This is a genomic window from Lampropedia cohaerens (assembly GCF_001005215.1).
Lineage (GTDB): Bacteria > Pseudomonadota > Gammaproteobacteria > Burkholderiales > Burkholderiaceae_C > Lampropedia > Lampropedia cohaerens.
This window is the reverse complement of record NZ_LBNQ01000009.1, coordinates 34,387-54,150: the sequence shown is the minus strand read 5'-3', so window position 1 is coordinate 54,150 and position 19,764 is coordinate 34,387. Positions and strand designations below refer to the sequence as shown.

General features: G+C 64.2%; 19 protein-coding genes. 10 read left to right on the top strand and 9 right to left on the bottom strand.

The genetic code is table 11. From position 1 onward, the window contains the following. Positions 1 to 3 precede the first annotated feature (3 nt). On the top strand, positions 4 to 915 hold the full coding sequence (locus AAV94_RS01075; protein WP_046740470.1) for an AEC family transporter: 912 nt from the start codon (positions 4 to 6) through the stop codon (positions 913 to 915). A gap of 18 nt (positions 916 to 933) precedes the next feature. Here the strand turns inward: AAV94_RS01075 and AAV94_RS01070 are convergent, their stop codons facing one another. Continuing rightward, positions 934 to 1,830, bottom strand: coding sequence for a LysR substrate-binding domain-containing protein (locus AAV94_RS01070; RefSeq protein WP_046740469.1), 897 nt, complete (start codon positions 1,828 to 1,830; stop codon positions 934 to 936). Between the two features lie 173 nt (positions 1,831 to 2,003). On the opposite strand from AAV94_RS01070, the gene AAV94_RS01065 reads away from it, so the two are divergent. The 6 genes from AAV94_RS01065 to AAV94_RS01040 all read left to right on the top strand — a co-directional run bounded on the left by AAV94_RS01065 (position 2,004) and on the right by AAV94_RS01040 (position 7,560). Then, the gene (locus tag AAV94_RS01065; RefSeq protein ID WP_046740468.1) at positions 2,004 to 2,759 is read left to right on the top strand and encodes an SDR family NAD(P)-dependent oxidoreductase; all 756 of its coding nucleotides are present in this window, start codon (positions 2,004 to 2,006) and stop codon (positions 2,757 to 2,759) included. Between the two features lie 22 nt (positions 2,760 to 2,781). Then, entirely contained in the window at positions 2,782 to 3,642 is an 861-nt protein-coding gene (locus tag AAV94_RS01060; protein WP_046740627.1) for a transketolase, read from the top strand. Then, entirely contained in the window at positions 3,639 to 4,649 is a 1,011-nt protein-coding gene (locus AAV94_RS01055; protein ID WP_046740467.1) for a transketolase family protein, read from the top strand. Before AAV94_RS01060 ends, AAV94_RS01055 begins: the two co-directional genes overlap by 4 nt. A gap of 70 nt (positions 4,650 to 4,719) precedes the next feature. Further along, positions 4,720 to 5,715 (top strand): TRAP transporter substrate-binding protein, encoded by a 996-nt coding sequence (locus AAV94_RS01050; protein ID WP_046740466.1) that lies wholly within the window; start codon positions 4,720 to 4,722, stop codon positions 5,713 to 5,715. Positions 5,716 to 5,743: 28 nt separating this feature from the next. Continuing rightward, a complete protein-coding gene (locus tag AAV94_RS01045) occupies positions 5,744 to 6,298 on the top strand; it encodes a TRAP transporter small permease (RefSeq protein WP_197407981.1) in 555 nt (184 codons plus the stop codon). Beyond that, the gene (locus tag AAV94_RS01040) at positions 6,295 to 7,560 is read left to right on the top strand and encodes a TRAP transporter large permease (RefSeq protein ID WP_046740465.1); all 1,266 of its coding nucleotides are present in this window, start codon (positions 6,295 to 6,297) and stop codon (positions 7,558 to 7,560) included. Before AAV94_RS01045 ends, AAV94_RS01040 begins: the two co-directional genes overlap by 4 nt. 32 nt (positions 7,561 to 7,592) lie before the next feature. On the opposite strand, the gene AAV94_RS01035 is transcribed toward AAV94_RS01040, so the two are convergent. Continuing rightward, positions 7,593 to 9,080, bottom strand: coding sequence for an MFS transporter (locus tag AAV94_RS01035; RefSeq protein ID WP_331396715.1), 1,488 nt, complete (start codon positions 9,078 to 9,080; stop codon positions 7,593 to 7,595). A 470-nt stretch (positions 9,081 to 9,550) separates the two neighbouring features. On the opposite strand from AAV94_RS01035, the gene AAV94_RS14320 reads away from it, so the two are divergent. Further along, complete coding sequence (locus AAV94_RS14320) at positions 9,551 to 10,153, top strand: GspH/FimT family protein (protein ID WP_197407980.1); 603 nt, start codon at positions 9,551 to 9,553, stop codon at positions 10,151 to 10,153. 22 nt (positions 10,154 to 10,175) lie between these two features. Here the strand turns inward: AAV94_RS14320 and AAV94_RS01025 are convergent, their stop codons facing one another. The 7 genes from AAV94_RS01025 to trxA form a co-directional block, all read right to left on the bottom strand. Continuing rightward, positions 10,176 to 10,628, bottom strand: a complete 453-nt coding sequence (locus AAV94_RS01025; protein WP_407927296.1) for a type IV pilin protein — start codon at positions 10,626 to 10,628, stop codon at positions 10,176 to 10,178. 62 nt (positions 10,629 to 10,690) lie between these two features. After that, positions 10,691 to 13,939, bottom strand: coding sequence for a PilC/PilY family type IV pilus protein (locus AAV94_RS01020; protein ID WP_197407979.1), 3,249 nt, complete (start codon positions 13,937 to 13,939; stop codon positions 10,691 to 10,693). Positions 13,940 to 13,987: 48 nt separating this feature from the next. Beyond that, positions 13,988 to 14,848, bottom strand: a complete 861-nt coding sequence (locus AAV94_RS15010; protein ID WP_197407978.1) for a pilus assembly PilX family protein — start codon at positions 14,846 to 14,848, stop codon at positions 13,988 to 13,990. 14 nt (positions 14,849 to 14,862) lie between these two features. After that, positions 14,863 to 15,630: a PilW family protein gene (locus tag AAV94_RS01010; RefSeq protein ID WP_046740460.1), complete on the bottom strand. Its 768-nt coding sequence runs from the start codon at positions 15,628 to 15,630 to the stop codon at positions 14,863 to 14,865. A gap of 16 nt (positions 15,631 to 15,646) precedes the next feature. Continuing rightward, a complete protein-coding gene (gene pilV / locus AAV94_RS01005; protein WP_052754850.1) occupies positions 15,647 to 16,255 on the bottom strand; it encodes a type IV pilus modification protein PilV in 609 nt (202 codons plus the stop codon). After that, positions 16,246 to 16,734: a GspH/FimT family pseudopilin gene (locus tag AAV94_RS01000; protein ID WP_052754849.1), complete on the bottom strand. Its 489-nt coding sequence runs from the start codon at positions 16,732 to 16,734 to the stop codon at positions 16,246 to 16,248. Before AAV94_RS01000 ends, pilV begins: the two co-directional genes overlap by 10 nt. Before the next feature lie 160 nt (positions 16,735 to 16,894). Continuing rightward, the gene (gene trxA, locus AAV94_RS00995) at positions 16,895 to 17,800 is read right to left on the bottom strand and encodes a thioredoxin (protein ID WP_046740459.1); all 906 of its coding nucleotides are present in this window, start codon (positions 17,798 to 17,800) and stop codon (positions 16,895 to 16,897) included. Between the two features lie 198 nt (positions 17,801 to 17,998). On the opposite strand from trxA, the gene purE reads away from it, so the two are divergent. Both purE and AAV94_RS00985 read left to right on the top strand, forming a co-directional pair. Continuing rightward, complete coding sequence (purE, locus tag AAV94_RS00990; protein ID WP_046740458.1) at positions 17,999 to 18,493, top strand: 5-(carboxyamino)imidazole ribonucleotide mutase; 495 nt, start codon at positions 17,999 to 18,001, stop codon at positions 18,491 to 18,493. 26 nt (positions 18,494 to 18,519) lie between these two features. Further along, entirely contained in the window at positions 18,520 to 19,764 is a 1,245-nt protein-coding gene (locus AAV94_RS00985) for a 5-(carboxyamino)imidazole ribonucleotide synthase (protein WP_046740457.1), read from the top strand.

The window sequence follows — 19,764 nt, the reverse complement described above, 5'->3', positions numbered from 1 at the left end:
TCTATGTCCGCCCTGCTGGTTTCCCTCTGGCCGCTGTTTGCATTGATCGTGCTTGGCTACGTGCTCAGGCGCATCGACTTCCCAGGTGATGCATTTTGGTCCGGTGCGGAGCGGCTCAACTACTACATTCTCTTTCCCGCGCTGCTGTTTTCCAGCCTCTCCACGGCGACGCTCAACAGCCCGGCGCTGCCGCGCCTGGCTGCCGCCATTGCGGCCGTGCTTGCGGTCGGCTGGCTGGCGTTGCTGGTAACGCGACGGCTGCGCAATTGGCCCGCCGGGCGCTTTGGCGCACTCACGCAGGGCCTGCTGCGCTTTAACACCTACCTCGGACTTGCCACCGTCAGCAGCCTGTATGGCAACGAGGGCCTGGCCGTTGCGGCATTGCTGCTGGCCGTGAAAGTGCCTGCCATCAACGTACTGTCGGTGTGGGCGCTGTCAGCAAGCTCTGGGCGTGATCTGCGCACCATGCTCGCGCCGGTCATCAAAAATCCGCTCATCCTCTCGTGCCTAATCGGCGCCGCGGCCAATTTCATGGGGCTGCGCCCGACGCTGGGACTGGATCAACTGTTGAAGATGATGGCCGCCACCAGCCTGCCGCTGGGCCTGCTGTGCGTGGGCGCGGCATTGCGTGTGCGCGAAATGGGCGGCGCGCTGGCCCCCCTGGGCTGGAACACGACCCTGCGTCTGCTACTCATGCCCACAGTGGCGCTGTTCATCGCCACGCTGCTGCACCTTCCCACGCTGGAGACGCAAGTGCTGGTGCTGTTCTTTGCGCTGCCCACCGCCCCCAGCGCCTATGTGCTGACGCGCCAGCTCGGTGGCGAGGGCCAGCTCATGGCCGCACTGATCACGGTGCAGACGCTGGCAGCGGCCATCACCCTGCCGCTGATGCTCGCCCTGCTGCTGGGTGGCTGAAATCCTGCGTCGGATGGATCAGTCCTCGGCCAGCGGCGTCGCAAGCCCGAGCTCCCGGGCCAGCCACGACTGGAATACGCCAATGGCATGGGTGCGTCGACTGGCACGCGAATAAGTCAGGTGGTGGCCCGCGTAAAAGATGTCCCGCTCCACGCCCGCCAGCGGCCTGACCAGCCGCCCGCTGGCCAGTTCCCGCTCGGCCAGCAGGGTTGACTCCAGCGCCACCCCCAGGCCATCGACGGCGGCTGCGATAGCCATGAAGCTGCGGTCAAAGCGCGCGCCCTTGAGCACCGGCGGTGGCAGACCCTGCTCGGCAAACCAGCCGGCCCAGCGAATCTGTTTGACATCGCTCTGAATCAGCGGCATGTCGTACAGATCGCTGATGCGCCGGATGCGGCCGGCCAGCGCCGGTGCGCACATCGGCGTGATGAGCTCCTGCGCCAGGGGAATCACCACCTGTGCGTCCGAGCGTGGCTTGCCATAAACGATGTCCAAGTCAAACTCGTTGTACTCAAAACGCACGTAGTCGGTGTTCGCTGCCAGACGCAAGTCGATCTGGGGATGACTCTGGAGAAAGTCTCGCAGGCGCGGCAGCAGCCACTGGGCGGCAAAGCTTGGCGCGGAGTGCAGACGCAAGATGGTGGGCCCCTTGGTGGCGACCTGATCAATGCCCTGGCGCAGTTCGTCAAGCGCGCGGGAGACATGGCCGTACAGCGTCTCGCCGGCAGGGGTGAGCGTGATCGAGCGCGTCGTGCGCTTGAACAGCGACGTGCCCAGACTGTCTTCCAGCCGCCGGATTGCATGACTGACCGCACTGGGCGAGAGAAACAGCTCGCTGGCCGCCGCCCTGAACGAGCCGGTGCGCGCTGCTGCCTCGAAAGTGCGCAGAACGGAAATAGGGAAAGTCCGGATCATTGGTGATATCTACTCATTAATGCATGCAATTATCCCGTTTGTTATCCGGAAGAATAATTCATAGCATTCATCGATCAACGAAATCGGTGACGCATGTGCGTAACGCCGCCAGGCCGTTGCAGCCAGCAGCCGGTGCCCCGCCCCTTGCGGGCGAACCATTGGAGACAAACAGCATGTTGCTCAAGGACAGAATTGCAGTGATTTCCGGCGCGGCCAGCCCCCGCGGCATCGGTCTGGCAACCGCCAGAACATTCGCAGCGCACGGCGCGAAGGTCGTGATCCTGGATCTGGATGCGCAAGCGGCACACACGGCTGCTGCCAGCCTGGAAGGCGCAGGCCACCTCGGGCTGGCCTGCGACGTGACCGACAAGTCCGCCTGCGAACAGGCCGCCGCACAGGTGTTGCAGCACTATCAGCGCATCGACGTGCTGGTCAACAATGCCGGCGTGACGCAGCCGGTCAAGATCATGGAAATCGACCCCGCCAGTTGGGACCGCATCATGGACGTCAACCTGCGCGGCGTGCTGTACCTGAGCCAGGCTTTCATTCCGACGTTCCGCGCGCAGCGCAGTGGCGCCATCGCCTGCATGTCTTCGGTGTCGGCGCAGCGCGGCGGGGGCATTTTCGGCGGGCCGCACTATTCGGCCGCCAAGGCCGGCGTGCTGGGGCTGGCCAAGGCCATGGCGCGCGAGCTGGGGCCGGACAACGTGCGCGTCAACTGCGTCACGCCGGGCCTTATCCAGACCGACATCACGGGCGACAAGCTCACGCCACAGCTGCGTGGCGAGATCCTCAAGGGCATTCCGCTGGCACGCCTGGGTCAGGCGCAGGACGTGGCCAACGCCTACCTCTTTCTGGCCTCGGACCTTTCGTCCTACATCACTGGCGCTGTCATCGATGTCAACGGCGGCATGCTGATCCATGGCTGAAGCAACTGCAAAGGACCATCGCATGACAACCACCACATCCGCCGACAAGCTGGCGCAGCTGCGCGCTGCAGCCTATCGCATCCGCCGCTATGCGCTGCGCATGGGCGAAGTACAGGGCCAGGGCTACATCGGCCAGGCACTGGGTCTGGCCGACATGCTCGCCGTCGCCTATCGCCACGCACTGCGCTACGACCCCACCAATCCGCAGTGGGAACAGCGCGACCGCTTCCTGCTCTCGCACGGCCACTACGCCATTGCCCTCTACGCAGCGCTGCTGGAAGCGGGCATCATCGCGCAGGAAGAACTGGAGAGCTACGGCAGCGACGACAGCCGCCTGCCCATGTCCGGCATGGCCTGCTACACGCCGGGAATGGAGATCTCCGGCGGATCGCTGGGCCAGGGTCTGGCAATTGCCGTGGGCACCGCCCTGGGCCTGCGCCACAAGGGCAATCCGGCATTCGTCTACAACTCGATGTCCGATGGCGAACTTGACGAAGGTGCCGTCTGGGAGGCCGCGCTGTCGGCTGCGCACCATCAGCTGGGCAACCTGATCTGCCTGGTCGACATCAACAACCAGCAGGCCGATGGCCCTTCCAGCCAGGTGCTGGGATTTGAGCCGCTGCAGGACAAGTGGGCCGCATTCGGCTGGCACGTACAGCGCGTCGATGGCAACGACCTGTCCGCACTGGTGCAGGCCTTCGACAGTGCCCGCCAGCATGCTGCGCCGCAGCCGCGCGTGATCCTGCTCGACACGCTGATGGGCAAGGGCGTGCCGTTTCTCGAACAGCGCGAGAAGAACCATTTCATCCGCGTCGAGGAAGCCGAATGGCAACAGGCCATCGCCATTCTCGATGCTGCCTACCAGCAAGGAGAGCCCGCATGAACCAGAGCGCATCCACTTCCGTCAAGCCGCGGCTGAAGACGTCGGCCATGATCGCCTCCATCGCCGGTGATGACCAGCGCACCGAGAACGCGCCCTTCGGTTTTGCCCTCAAGGCGCTGGCCGAACAGCGCCCGGATGTGGTCGGCATGACGGCCGATCTGGCCAAGTACACCGATCTGCACATCTTCGCGCAGGCCTGGCCGGAACGCTTCTTCCAGATGGGCATGGCCGAACAGCTGTTGATGGGCGCAGCCGGCGGCATGGCCAAGGAAGGCTTCACGCCTTTCGTCACCACTTACGCGGTGTTTGCCTCGCGGCGCGCCTATGACTTCATCCACCAGGTCATCGCCGAGGAGAACCTCGACGTCAAGATCGCCTGCGCCCTGCCCGGCCTGACCACCGGCTATGGGCCCAGCCACCAGGCGACCGAGGACGTCGCCATCTTCCGGGGCATTCCCGGCCTGACCATCATCGACCCCTGCGATGCGCTGGACATCCGTGAGGCCGTGCCGGCCATGGCGGCACACCGCGGTCCGGTCTACCTGCGGCTGTTGCGCGGCAAGGTCCCGCTGGTGCTCGACGAATACGATTACCACTTCGAGATCGGCAAGGCCAAACTGCTGCGCGATGGCAATGACGTGCTCATCATTTCCAGCGGACTGCTGACCATGCGTGCACTGGAGGTTGCCAAGCAGCTCGCTGGTGACAGCGTGGATGTCGCCGTGCTGCACTCGCCCACCATCAAGCCGCTGGATGTCAAGACCATTCTCGCCGAGGTGCAGCGCAAGCCCCGGCTGGTCGTCGTGGCCGAAAACCACGCCAGCGTGGGAGGGCTGGGCGAGGCCGTGGCCTATGCGCTGCTCAGCGCCGGCGTACAGCCGACTGGCCCGTTGCGGCACATCGCGCTGCCCGATGCCTTCCTGGATGCCGGCGCCCTGCCGACATTGCACGATCGCTACGGTATCTCGACCGACCGGATGGCCCAAGCGATCAAGGCCTGGCTGTAGCCACGCTGCCGCAGCAGCGTGGGCCGCTTGCCAATATCCTCACACCATAAAAATCTTCAGGAGACAAGCCATGACAGTGACCCGTAGAACCTTTGTTGCCGCCGCCGTAGCCGCGCCGCTGGCGCCTGCATTCCTGCGCTCGGCCAACGCAGCCGTGACGCTGACACTGGGCCACGGCGCAGCGCCAGGCAACCCGCGTGCCCGCGGCGCCGAACTGTTTGCACAGCTGGTGCACGAGAAAACCGCCGGCGCGGTCAAGATCAACATCGCCGGCTCGGAGCAACTGGGCAGCGATGCGGCCATGCTCACCAGCCTGCGCACCGGGGTGCTGGACTTCTGCATCAACAGCCAGGGGGCCAGCGCCGCCGTGTCCCCGGAGCTCAACGCACTGGGCTTGCCGTTTCTTTTTCGGGATGCATCCCACGCCTTCAAGGTGCTGCAGGGCCCGATTGGTGCGCAACTGGCCGACGCCTTCACGAGCAAAGGATTGACGCTGCTGAGCTGGTGGGACAACGGCGTGCGCCACTGCACCAACAGCCGGCGGCCGATCGAGCGCCCTGAGGACCTGCGCGGCATGAAAATCCGCGTACCCGCCGATGCGATGCTCATGGACATCTTCCGCGCGCTGGGTGCCAGCCCCGAACAGATTGCCTTTGGCGAGCTGTATCTCGCGCTGCAACAGGGCGTTGTGGATGGGCAGGAGAACCCGCTGGCGAACATCGACAGTTCCAAGCTGTACGAAGTCAACCCCTATATCAGCCTGACGGGCCATGTGTGGCAATGCAACCCGTTCTTCGTCGCCCGCATGACGCAGGGCAAGGTCGGTCAGCCGGAATTCGAAGCCATCCGCGCCGCCGCCGAGGAAGCCGGTGTACGCCAGCGTCAATGGATGCGAGAAGCCGATCAGCAGTTGCTAACCGAATTCGCCCAGCGCCCCGGTGTGCAAATCAACGAGGTGGATCGCCCCGCCTTCCAGGAAGCGACGGCATCCGTCGGGCAGGCATGGAAGCAAAAGCCATTTGGCAAGCTGGTTGCCAGCTTGATCGACGCGGCAGCCGCTACCTGACATGCGTGGCGCGGACAAGGAGACTGCGATGGTGCATCAACCATCCTGGCGGCACAGGCTTGCAAGCGCAAGCCGCTGTATCGACATTGCGATCAGCGGACTGTGCAAACTGATCATCGGCAGCACCATTGTGGTGTTGCTGGTGGGCCTGGCGTGCAACGTTGCCGTGCGCTACTTTCTGCACGGCGGCAGCATTGACTGGGTAGCGGAACTGCCCGCGCTGCTCTTTCCCTGGATGATTGCCGCAGGCATCGTGCTGGCCGTGCAGAACGGCGGCCACATCAACATCGACCTGGCGGGCCACCATCTGGGCGCGCGTGGGCGCAGCGCACTGACGGCGCTGGTGCACCTGCTGCTGGTCGCCGCCTATGTGGTGCTGTTCAAGGTCATCGTGGAAATGATGCACATCGTCGCCATTGAGCGCAGCCCCATGCTGGCGACACCGTTGAGCTGGCCCTACGCCGCCATCGCATTCGCCGCATGCAGCACCGCGCTGTGCAGTCTGCTCATTGCCCTGCGCGCAGTGCTGGAGGGTGGCTCCGGCCTGGCCGCACCAACCGCTCGTGAGGAGATCGCGCCATGATTGCTGTACTGGTGCTCGCTTTTGTCATCCTATTGCTGCTGTCCGTGCCGATCGGTCATGCGCTGGTGATCGCCGGACTGCTGGCGCTGACCACCAGCGAATTCCTGCCCATGAATCTGGTGGCGCAGCAGATGTTCGCGCCCACGCAGTCCTTCCCGATGCTGGCGCTGCCGTTTTTTATCCTGGCGGGCTCACTGATGATGAGCGGCGAGCTGGGGCGCAACCTGATCGACTTCGCCAAACTGCTGGTGCAGCGTTACCGGGGCGGGCTGGCCTCCGTCACCGTACTGGGTTCGGCAACCGTGGGCGGGGTATCAGGCTCGGCCGTGGCCGACGCCACCGCCATGGGCTCAATCCTCATTCCCTGGCAGACGCGCGAAGGCTATCCAGCGGCATTCAACGCGGCCAACAATGCCGCCACGTCGATGATCGCGGTGCTGATTCCGCCCTCGATACCGTTGATTCTGTATTCGCTCGTCTCGGGAGTCTCCATCGGCGACCTCTTCATCGCCGGCGTGCTTCCCGGACTGACGATTACCGCAGCGTTCATCGCCGTTTGTTATGTCTCGGCGCGCCTGCGCGGCTTCCCCTGTCATCGTGCGCCGTTCGACTGGCGCCGCTTCTGGCCCCTTCTGCTCAAGGCCATTCCTGCCTTGGCTCTGCCCGTCATGATCCTGGTATTGCTGCGCTTTGGCATCGCGACCCCGACCGAGGTCTCCGTGCTGGCCACGCTGTACGCACTCTGCATGGGCCTGTTCGTCTACCGCGACCTGAGCCTTGCGCGCATCAAAGATGCCGTACTGGCGGCCGGCATCTCCACCGGTGTGGTCATGCTGGTCATCATGGGATCGTCCGTGGTTGCCTGGCTGCTGACCTACGCGCAGATTCCCCAGACATTTACCGCCTGGTGCCTGGAAACCCTGCGCGAACCCTGGGCAATCATTTTGGTCATGAACGCCATCATGCTGCTGGTCGGCATGTTCATCGACCTGCCAGCAGCCATCCTGCTGCTCGGGCCGATCTTCGTGCCGCTGGCGCAGCAGATCGGGCTCGACCCCCTGCAACTGGGCATCGTCATGGTGCTCAATCTGAGCATCGGGCTGTACACGCCACCGGCAGGCACTACGCTGTTCATCTCCAGCACCATTGCACGTGTGCCGGTGTTGCGCGTCGTGCGGGAGCTGCTGCCGTTTTATCTGGCAGCCCTGCTGGTGCTGCTGCTGTTCAGTTACGTGCCGGCGTTGACGCTGCGGGTGGGCTGACCTGGCACACCCACATGCCTGTCAGGGCGTGTTCACGCGCTTTTCGTGCGCGGGCGCCAGAGCAGCAACCCCAGCAAGGTCAGCACCAACACTGCAATGGCGGCGGCAGTGACCACCGCAAAGGCGTGGCTGAAGGCGGTGCTGGCCAAGCCGGCCAGTTCCTGCGCCAACGTCAGTGGCAGTGACTCGGCAACCAGGTAGGCTTCATCGATGCTCTCGCGCGCCTGCGGGTAGGACTGCAGGTAATCGGGCAACTGCAGGGTGGAAGCATAGGCGGCCGTCATCAGGCTGCCCATCAGGGCGACGCCAAACGAGCCTCCCAGTTCGTAGGACACCTCCTCAATGGAAGCGGCCATGCCTGCCTTCTCCGCAGGGGCGTTGAACATGATGGCCGAAGACGCGCCTGTCACCGCTGCGCCATACCCCCCACCGAACAGCGCCAGTGCCGCCAGCAAGGGCCAGCCCATGCCCTGGTAGGTTGCCATGATCGCCAGCAATCCGACGATGCTCATCGCAATGCCCGCAAGAATCACGTTGCGCGTGCCGGCGCGCTCCATCCAGCGCCCGGCCACCGGTCCGGCGACGAACGACGCCAGCGCCAAAGGCACCACCTGCAGCCCGGCCTGCAGCGGCGTGAGCTGGCGCACCAGCTGCAGCCATTGCGTGAACACCAGCTGAAAGCCGATGAAGGCCACCGAACACATGACGGCGGCGACCACCCCGACAGTAAAGAAGCGGTCATGCAGCAGCGTGAAATCGATGAGCGGGTGGGCGATGCGCCGCTGGCGACGCATGAACAGTGCCAGCAGCACCACGCCGGCAATCCCGGCCGCGGCTACGCTTGGCCAATCCGCACGGGGCTGCGCCGCCGCCTTGACGGCATAGGTGGCACCCATCAATCCCAGCAGCGCCAGTACGGAGCCCTGCCAGTCCCACTTGCGCGCCTTGTTGCTGCGCGTGGGGGCAATCAGCCAGAGCACCAGCACAATGGTCACCAGCACCACCGGCACGTTGATGAGAAACACCGAGCCCCACCAGAAGTGCATCAGCAGGAACCCGCCGAGCACCGGCCCCAGCGCCGCGCCGCCTGACGCCACCGCAGCCCAGACGCCGATAGCAATGCCCCGTTCCGCACCATCGGTGAAGGTGTGCCGGATGATGGCCAGCGTCGCGGGCATCATCAGCGCGGCGCCCACGGCCAGCGCTGCGCGCGCGGCAATCAGCGACTGCGCAGTCGGTGAGTAGGCGGCCCACAGCGAGGCGATGCCAAACACTGCCAGCCCGGCCAGAAAGGTACGCCTATGCCCATAGCGATCGCCCAGCGTTCCCGCGCCGGGCAGCAGACCCGCCACGACCAGCGGATACATGTTGACGATCCACAGCTTCTGCTTTCCCGTGGCGTGCAGGTCGTGCGTGAGCACCGGCAGGGCTGTGTAAAGCACGGTCATGTCGATGACGATGAGCAGCAGCGCAATAGACACTATCGCCAGCACCAGCCAGCGATTGCCGTCAGCGCGCACGGCGCCTGGAGGGGAAGACCCGGTCGAATACATAGAAAAGCACATCAAGGAAAAAGCGTCCGCGCGCGCCACTGCGACCAGACGCCGCTGGCGGCATTGACCATCCGCTGCAATTGCGCTATATCGCGGCTGAAGCTGCGCCAAACACGTCTTGCGCCTCAGAACCTGTTTACGATCTTTTTATGCACCGCGCAGTCAGGCAAAGGCGCGGCGGGCAAGGCGCCTGCCGCAGCCCAGACTGGGCGTCTGCGCAAGGCGGGCAACGCAGTCCAGTGCGCCTTTGCCTGGCTGCCCTTGGGGTTGCCTCGCCAGACGCACGCTGCGGCGTTGCCAATCCTCGTCGGGCCACCAGCCCGACTGCGGTTTGCGCCTTGCATCGCATCGCCTGGTGAGGCAACGCGGTGCATAAAAAGATCGTAAACAGGTTCTCACTCAGCCTCGCACCACGTATGTCGGCACATCGCATTGCAGTGTCCCGGCCACGCCGGGGCCGCCATCCTATCGCACGGCGAGAGCCCGCACGCCCTTCGGGCATTGGCCTGACATTGCTGGAGAGCATGGTGGCACTGGCCATCGTGGCCATCGCCGCCACGTTGGCATTGCCTTCCTTGCAGCGCATGCTGGACCGCTACCACGTCCGCATGGCCGCCGAAGCCCTGACGGCTACGCTGTACCTGGCGCGCTCGGAAGCCATCCGCCACGCCGGCAACGTCGTGCTGGCCCGCTCAGGGCCTCCAGGTGAAGATTGCACCAGCGCCTTGCCGGCGGGACGCTGGGACTGCGGCTGGCAGCTGTTCATCGATCGCAACAGCAATGGCGTGCGCGATGGGGAGGAGCCGATGCTGCAGCAGGTTGCCGCACAGCGGCATGTGATCGTACAAAGGCGCCCAGTGCAGAACCTGATGCGGTTCGACGGCTGGGGCAACGCCACCGGCCTGGGCGCATTCAGCTTTGCCATTCGCCCGGCCCGGGATGCCGCCGAAGATCCCGAGAACTATGCCAACGCCACCCTGCTGTGCGTCAGCGCCGGTGGCCGCATCCGTGCGGTAAGCGGCAAGCCGCCACCCTGCTGAAGCCGAACCCCGCGCAGCCGGCTCAACGCCAACAATCACTGGCAGACAGTGTGGCGCCCTCAACGTCCTGATGGCCATTGCTGGCCAGCGTCAATGTCCCGCACCTGTCGCCGACCTGTGCATTCTGCGGTTGCGCTTGAAGCGTATAGCTGGTGGTTGTCGCCGTGCCAGCCTTGAAGTCAATGCTGTAACCGCCTGACTCGACCGACTTGAACACGGCAGGCAGCGTCGTCGGATAGCTGCCCGTTGCCGTCATGCCCTGCTCCAGCCACTGCGCAGCCTTCATCAGCACGGCCCGGGCCTCGGCGCGCCGCCCCTTGCGCACGTATTCCTGGTAGCTCGGGATGGCAATGGCAGCGAGGATGCCAATGATGGCCACCACGATCATGACTTCGATCAGTGTGAAGCCGCGCCCCGGCCTTGCGCTGCTTCGCATGGCGTGGCGCGGGTGGAGGGGAAAAGATAGTTGCTGCATGGTGATCAGACAGACACGCCGCCTGCCTTGGCAGCAAGGCGGCTGGGTTGGGCAATGGCGCTTTACTGCACGTGACGCCAGGTCGGGATCAGGCCGGTAAAGCCTTCACCGGGCAGGTTGTCCTCCTTACCAAAGCCTGGCGGAGCGACCGATACATCGCCGCCTTCGCCATCGCTCAAATAGTGCGACAGGCCCTCGGCTGGATCCTCATAAAAGGTGTAAGGATCGCGCTCGCCATTGGGCAGTGGTTTTCGCCAGCTGTTGCCGCTGACCGCGTCGAAGTAGCCCAGGAAGTCCCGCCGCTCGCTGTAGACGGGCTCGCAGCTTTCCTGCTGCGTCTCAACGCCACCTGCGCCGCCTTCGGCCGGAACCTGAAAGCGCACGCGAAAGATCGCCGGATCACGGAACCACTCGACGTTGGCCAGCACCCGTGATTTCACCACTGGAAGATTGATGTACCAGCCCTTGTCCGGCGTGACGGAGACCGTCTCGCCGTTGACCCACTGCTTCGTCGCATAGCTGACCTGCTCGTCGGCATCGTCCGCATCGGTTTTCCAGACGCTATCCTGCGTGGCGTGCGCCAGCAGCGACTTGTTGACCAGATCGTCGCGCTCGACGCGGTTCGCGGCATCGTCCTGCACGCTGGCAATGCCGTTCGAGATCGTCCAGCCGCTGCGGTCGTGGATGCCGTAGATCGTCTGTGGATCGTCCGATCTGCGATCCTCGTTGGTCAGGTTGCGGCCTGTCCCAAAGGTGAGAATCAACCCCGGCTCGCTCGGATGGCGCACAAAACCCGGCGCCGTGGTAATCGGCTGCGGCTGCGGCTGCCCCAGCCCATCCGTAGCCGTGAAAAGCGGCTGACCGGCAAAGCTGACCTTCCACTTGGACTCATCCTTGCTGCTGATGTCAAATTTCCAGAGATTGCCGCTCAAGTCGCCCGCGTACGCCACATCCGGCACGCCGTCGCCGGTCAGGTCCACCAGGCGCGGTGCAGACAGTCCATTGCCCGGCACCTTGCTAGCAGGCTCCGCTGTGAGCTTGCCTAATTGCCCATCCAAATACTGGATCAGCAGCACGGAGTTCTGGTTGACGCTGTTGTAGCCATTGCCCGTCACGAATGCCCACTTCCCGTTGTTGAGCTGGGTCAGCTGCGTTGCGCGGGTGGGCGTGACCTGATCGGTCACCGGCGCGCTGAAGATGTGGCCGATGTCCGCATCAACATCCGCTCCCGTCTTATCCAGCTTGACGTTGGTGGCGGAGAAACTGTCCGGGTCAGTCACATCCAGGATGAAATAGCCCTTGCCACCTGCGCCCAGGGTGCCCACCAGATAGTCGCGCCATTGCGGAGCGTCCTTACTGCCCGCATTCACCTCGGCCACGAAGGGCGAGCCATCGACGAAATAGCGATGCACGTAGTCGGGGCGGATCAGCTCCGCGAGATGGTCGTAGACACCACGCGGCACATAGGCAAAGGCCTCGGAGCCATTGTCCGCATCAAAGGCATGCAGCATGCCGTCGTTGGCGCCCACATACACCATGCGCCGCTGCGCAGCGCCGGTTTTCTTGTTCGGCTTGCGCAGATTGGCCGCATCGCCGTTGTAGTACCAGACTTGGGAGTTGACGATGTCGCCATGGACTGAGCGGCGCTGGCGGTAATTGCCATCAGGGCCGCCGCGCAGATAGTCCACGGTGGCCCGCGAACCGTTCAGCTTCTGGCGTTGCTCGGCGCTCAGTGACTCCCACAGGAAAGACACGCCCGCGACCCCATCGTGCGTGAACACTGCGCGGTTCTCGGCAAACGTTTTCTGCGCATCCTCCCCGACTCCCCGCGCCTCATCCAGCTTGCTCGCGCTATTCCACCCCGACCCTGTGGCAACGGCGCCACTGGCGGCACTGACCTTGTATGCGGACACCGCCCCCGTCCAACTGGACGGATCGTAAGTCGTCACATACATCTGGGACTCCAGGCGCACGGTGCTGGCTGTCAACGCGACAGACGTCGTAGGCGTCGAGTTATCGGAGATGATCTTGTTCAGGATTTTCTGGAACTCCTGCGCCAGCTGGGTTGGCTCATCCACCGGAACGAACGTCCCCCGGCTGTTGATGGCGGCGTGCCACATCTCCGCACGGCGCGCCTCGGATTCGTAGTTACCGCTGGTGCTTTGCTCCAGGTTTGGGTTGCCCCACTCCTTCCTGCCGAGCAACAGACGCTGGTAGTCCACACCATCCCAGGTATGGCTGCCGAACGCAGGCGTCGAAAGCTTGGCGCCAGAGCCGAAACCCACGGTGAACATGGTCATGTGCGGCCAGGTTGCCGGATTGTTCTTGGGATTCCAATACTCTTGAAGACTCATCTGCCTGCCATCGGCAGCAATCTGCTCCACACCACTGAAGGTAATCTGCTGGGGCAACGTGTACTCGCCGTTTCGTTCCCGGATATGGGGCTGCAGATCGGTCGCCCAGTAGTAGAACGCCAAATCTGATAACGTGGGATAGCTCCTGTAACCGGTAACATTTTCTCTGCGGTCAGTGATGGCATTCATTGCGCCGTATTGATCGCGGTAAATCCGTACCTGATCGGAATCGGCGTCGTACGCCACGCCAGAGGGCAGCACGCGGTCCGTCCCGTCCGCATTGCCGATTTCCGCCACTTCCTCGGGCGTCATCAAGTCCCGCAGCCAGCTGGGGCCATAAGTGGCCCTGTTGCCGTCATCCATATCCGGAAAGTTCCAGGAACCGTCCGTTAGAAACACGTTGTAGGAGCGACGGCATCCGAGGTATTCCCCCTCTTCAACACCCGGATTGCTGGCCCACGGGTTGTCGATCCCTGGCGCCCGACGCAGATACTCCCCAGCCCGGTAAAGCATGCGATGCGCGGGCGTTCCGCCCTCCGCATGGAGTCCATCCACCCAGGAGATGAACTGCTGCCGAAGATTGGCATCCAGCACCCGGATACTCGGCTCTTCTGTCCCGCGGCATTGCAGTGAGGAACCCCTCCCCCTGCAGGCATTCATACTCATCCACCCGAGTCGGATGGACCTGTCTGGCACGTTGCTTTCCTTGAAAGTTTCCTTCAGGGCGCTTTTCAGGATGTCGATCTTGGTTTCATTGCTGCCATCGCGCTGCGCCATACTCCCAGAATCATCCACCGAGATGATCACATTCGGCGCTGGCGGGCGATGGGTATTGGTTGCGGGCGCCGTGCTGAAGGCAAGACTGTTTTCCTGCGCTGCCAGCTCTGCGCCATACAGCGCGAGGATGGCCACGCAAAGAACATGCAGCGCGAATCCACCTGAAGACGTTTTGTTCATTGTTGTTGCTCCCGTCACTTGCATCAATGCCACTCTCGATAGGCGTGATCAGCCATCCGCCGCAACCGCCTGCTTGACGAATATGCTCTGCAACACCACCCGCGTGCCCGGCTTGCGCCCCTCGGCCAGGGCGGTGATGCGAAACACAATGCCGGAAGCATTGCCGGCCAGGCTGCCACGGGGCGCGAACCGGCTGGCCGCGTCACTGGCCAGGCTGGCCTCAAACAGCAGCGGCTCGACCCAGTACCAGGCACGCTGGTCGCTGGCGCTGGTGCGGCGCAGCAAGGGATTGCCCTCCCCTTCCGTGCCCGCTTTGGCTTTGGTGTACTGACCGTAGTAGGCACCAGCGGCCTTCATGGCTTCCAGCAGGTCTTCGTCTTCCCAGAAAGGTGGCTCATCCTCATCTTCCGGAATGGCCGTGACACCGAATACACAGATCGCGGCGGCGCAGTCGGTGGACCGCCCCTGAAACTTGGAGATCTTGTCCTCCAACACCACCAGATCGCCGCCATCCTCGTCATCCAGGCTGGCACTGGTGGGGAAGTACACCTTCGCTGCGCCGTTGCCGGTCACATCAACGTTGTCCGGCAGTGCTCGTGGCCGGCAGCGGCCATTCTCTGCGTCCGCCTCACCACAACGCGGCACGGCAGCGCCGCTGGCGGTCATACCAAGAATGTCGAATTCCGCGTCACGCAGCATGGCCTGCGCAGCTTCAAAGGCACGCTGGTAATCAGCATCGTTGCCGGTGACCATTTCGTGCAGCAGCGCGCTGCGGCTGGCCCACAGCACCAGCAGCGAGGTCAGCAGCACGATAATCATGACAATGAACAAGGCCACGCCCCGTTGCGCGCGGCGGTGCCGGGCAGAGGCGATTCGGGCAGCAGCACCATCGATCCATCGCAGTTGCATGGCGACTCCCTCCGTCATGCGCCGCGTACGCGCAGGCTATAGGTGTTGTGGAACACACGGCGAATGCGATCGCCCATTGGCACGGCTTGACCGTCGCAATTGACGTATTTGCCTCCGGCACCGGCGTCCGGCACCGGCTCGTCGCCCTGCAGCTCCAGGCACACCTCCACGGCAGCGACACCGGCGGTGGCCGAGCTTGGCTGTGGCGCCTCGGCAATCTGGAAGCTGTAATTGCCCGCGCCGTTGACCGTGAAATTGCGGTAGCGCACGCGGAAATCCGTGACGTTGCCGATGATGGGCTGCGTCTGCGCGCCATTGCCACATAGCAAGCTGGCGCTATCGGCATCGAACGCAAGCGTGCTCAGAAACTCGCTGGTCATGACCGCGTTGCCCAGGCAGTCGCGCCGCAGCCGCATAGCCATCGGTGTCTGTGTGGCTACGGTGAACGATGCCTCATCGCCCGTCACTACCGCCGAGGTGTAATCCTTGAACGTGATCGCGTCACCGGAACCGAAGCCACCCGTCGCTGCAACGGGTTCATAACTGCCGGCCTGGCGAATCTGCACGCCGATCACGCGCAGCGCATAGGCCGCTGTCTGCTGCAGCTGCGTCAGATCGCTGGTGACCGCGGAGGTCGAGCGCGTCAGCAGCAGCGAGCCCAGCGCTGCCGCGATGACGAGCAGTCCCAACACCATGCCGACGATCAGCTCCAGCAACGTAAAGCCCTGCTGACCGACCGGGGCTGGCCGGCGCGCCGAGTGCTTGCCTTTCCTGATGCTCATCGGTGCTTCTCCCCCCTCATGGCTGCACGTAGATCACATGGCACAACAGATCGTCAGGACATTCCTGATTGCTGGCCTCGACATTGAACCGCTCTATTGAAGAAGCCGGGTCAGTCTCACCGGGCTGGTACTCGCGCAGCGGCCAGCCGATCATGATGCCGAGCTGGCGGCGGTTGCCCGCGTCCTCGGCGGCAGACAGAAAGGTGATCAGCTCGGAACGCGGCGGCAGCAGGTTCAGTGCCGTTCGGGCCCATTGCGACACGTCCCAGGCGGCCATCTGCTGCGCCGTACAACTGGCCGCCGCACAGTCAACGCCGGCCGCAGGCAGGTTGGCGGTATTCGTCCACGCGGACAGCACGTAATCGTCCAGCCGATCAAAACCACCGGGATTGCTTTTGATGCGCTCCGAGAGGTCCTCCATGATGCGGATGGCCTGGGCACGGCGCGCGGTGTTCTGGGTTTCTGCCAATGTTGACAGCTGCACGCCCAGCAGCGCCAAAACGCCCAGCGCCAGCACCAGAATGGCCACCAGGGCTTCCAGCAGCGTCAGGCCTTGCTGCCGACGTGAAGCAGGCATCGCCATGGCGGGCCGGACAACCGGAAAACACTGCGTCATCATGAACATGCGGCCTCCCCAATTGCGCCAGCGGGCTGCAGGTGAAAGGTGCGGGTGGCGGCACTGTTACGCACCGATGTCGCGGTAAAGTCCACACAGCCGCCGGCAAGCCCCCAGCCGTCAAACTGCACGCCGTCATCTGGCAGATCTACCTTCACGGCGGGGCTTGCCGCGCTCTGCTGAATGGAATCTGTGCCGGCGACGATCTTCCAGGCACAGCCCTCATCCGCGTCGCAGGCGCGCAATGCCACCCCACCGCCGCGGCGCAGCGCCTCGGAGCGCGCCAGACCAACGGAGGCGCGCAGGTCCTCGGAGACGACCCGAACCTGGTAGCGCTCGATCTGGCGCTGAAAAGACGGCGCAGCCATGGCTGCCAGAATAGCAATGATGGCGATGGCCACCATCACCTCGATCAGCGTGAAGCCGCCCTGGACGTGGGCCGCACGCACCTCGGGCAGGCTTGGGGAGATGGGCCAGATCTTCTGCATGCACGCATTCTGGCGATCTCTGCGGCGACCGCGTTACATTTTCCGACGAAGCGTTACACCTGGCGGATGAGCGGCAATTGTTGGCAATTTTTTGAAACTGCCTGCCGCGCGGGATCTGCGCCTGCGCAGGGCGGCAGCTCCCTGCTCCAGGGTCAAAAGCTCAGCTGAGCACCACGCTCGATAGCCGGCGGCGATAGCTGGCAACGGTCGGATCCTCCGGCGGAATCTGCCCTTCGGCGACCGGCGGCTTGGGCGGATCGATGATCTCGAGAATGGCGATATAGGTCTTGCGCGCCAGGCCATCTCGCCAGTTGCGATCGCGCATCAGGATTTCCAGCAGCTCATCCATGGCTGCGGTCCACTGGTTGTGCGCCAGCAGCAGCTGGGCGCGCTGGTGGCGCGCCTCGAAATCGCGCTTGTTGGCAGCGATGGCCGCATCCAGGGCTGCCAGGCGGGCATTGGGGTCACCGGCACTTCTGGCCGCTTCGAGCGCGTCCAGCCAGGTCTTGATGGCGCCGTAGCGCACCGAGGTCTCGGCCTGCACGGCCACCGGGGCAAACGCAGCGCGCGCATCGTCTTCCAGCCCCATCTCCAGCAGCTGGCGCAGGTAGGCAAAGCGCGCCTTTTCATCGTCGGGCTGGGCTTCGCTGGCCTGCCTGAGCTTGTCCAGCCGTGTCTGGATGTCGTCCTCCATGCCAGGCATGGGCTGCTGCTCATCCTCCTGGACATCCTGCAACTCGCCTTCCGGCAGATGCTTGTCGAGAAACGCCTTGATCTGCCCTTCGGGCAGCGCGCCCATGAATCCGTCAACGGGCTGGCCCTGCACCATCAGCACGCAGGTCGGGATGCTGCGCACTCCAAACATGCCTGCGAGCTGCTGCTCCTGGTCGGAATCGATTTTGGCGAGCTTGAAGCGTCCGCCGTAGGCGACCTCAAGCTTCTCGAGAATCGGCCCGAGCGTGCGGCATGGACCGCACCAGGGCGCCCAGAAGTCCACCAGAACCGGTGTGTGCATCGACGCCTCTATGACTTCCTGCTCGAAATTCTCGACGGTTACATCAATCATGTGCTGCCTTTCGGATGTGGGGAACAGGGGCGCTGCGGCCAACCGCGTGCAAGCCAGGCGCGAACGCGCCCCCAATGCTGCCTGTGAGTGTAAGGGAGCCTCCGCCGCACTGCTGCCGCAATCCGTACATGCCCGGCACGACGATGGGTCCATGGCAGCGGGCTTTAGAATCGCGCCTTTGCACACACAGGCTTTGCCATGCCAGACATTCAGGTCGGCGTCGTCATGGGCTCCAGCAGCGACTGGGAGACGATGCAGCACGCCGTAGCCATTCTCGAGACGTTTGCCATCCCGCACGAGGCCCGGGTGGTTTCCGCGCACCGCATGCCCGATGACATGTTCGCCTACGCCGAGCAGGCCCAGCCGCGCGGTCTGCGCGCCATCATTGCCGGCGCAGGCGGCGCCGCCCACCTGCCTGGCATGCTGGCGGCCAAGACCATTGTGCCGGTGCTGGGCGTGCCGGTGGCCAGTCGCCATCTGCAGGGAGTGGATTCCCTGCACAGCATCGTCCAGATGCCCAAGGGCGTGCCGGTGGCGACATTTGCGATTGGCGCCGCAGGCGCTGCCAATGCAGCCCTGTTTGCCGTGGCGCTGTTGGCGGCTGGCGATGCGCAGCTGGCCGAGCGCCTGGCCGCCTGGCGCCAGCAGCAGACACAGGCGGCCAGGCAGATGACGCTACCTCCAGTCGGCTGAACCCACAATTTCGAGGAGATGCGAGGATGAGTGCGGCACTATCGAAACCGGAACGACCGGGCAATGTCATCCTGCCTGGCGCGACGCTTGGCGTAATGGGCGGCGGTCAGCTGGGACGCATGTTCGTACATGCTGCACAGGCGATGGGCTATCACACGGTGGTGCTGGATCCCGAAGCAGGCGGGCCAGCCGGACAGGCCAGCGACCGACAGATCGTGGCCCGCTACGACGACGCCCAGGGGCTGGCCGAGCTGGCCAAGGCGGCATCGGCCATCACCACCGAATTCGAGAACGTGCCTGCGCAGGCGCTGACAGCGCTGGCCAAGCTGACTCGCGTGGCACCGACAGCGGTGGCAGTGGCCATCGCGCAGGACCGTGCCGCCGAGAAGATCCACTTCCAGCACCACGGCGTGCCGATCGCCCCGTTTGCCGTGATCGACTCGCCCGAGGCGGTGATCGCTGCAGCGCCCACGCTGTTTCCGGGCATTCTCAAGACCGCGCGCCTTGGCTACGACGGCAAGGGCCAGATGCCCGTCTCCGATGCCCAGTCACTGCCTGCGGCCTGGGAGGCGCTGGGCAAGGTCCCCTGCGTGCTGGAAAAGCGCGTCGATCTCGATTGCGAATGCTCGGTCATCCTCGCGCGCGGTCTCGATGGCAAGGTGGTGCACCTGCCCGTGCAGCGCAACATCCATCGCGATGGCATTCTCGCCACCACAATGGTCTTTGCAGGCAATCTCAAGCCCGAGGTCGAACACCGTGCGCTGCAAGCCGCCCTGCGCATTGCCGAAGCGACCGAATACGTCGGCGTACTGTGCGTGGAATTCTTCGTGCTGCGCGACGGCAGCGTGATCGCCAACGAAATGGCGCCACGCCCACACAACAGCGGCCATTACAGTATCGATGCCTGCGATGTCTCGCAATTCGAGCTGCAGGTGCGCACCCTGGCAGGCCTGCCACTGCCCACGCCACGCCAGCACAGTCCGGCGGTCATGCTCAACGTGCTCGGTGACCTGTGGTTTCGCCACGGCACGGACACGCCATGCACGCCAGACTGGGCTGCCATCCTCGATCTGCCGGGCGTGCACCTGCATCTCTACGGCAAGCGGCAGGCCAGGCCAGGGCGCAAGATGGGCCACATCACCATCACCGCCCCCACCGCGCAGGCAGCGCTGCAGACCGCCTCCCGCGTGGCGGCCCTGCTGGGCCTGCCCCTGGATAGCGATGGCCGCATCGCTGCGCGCCATCCGTTCCTGACCGCGCCCAGCGAGTAA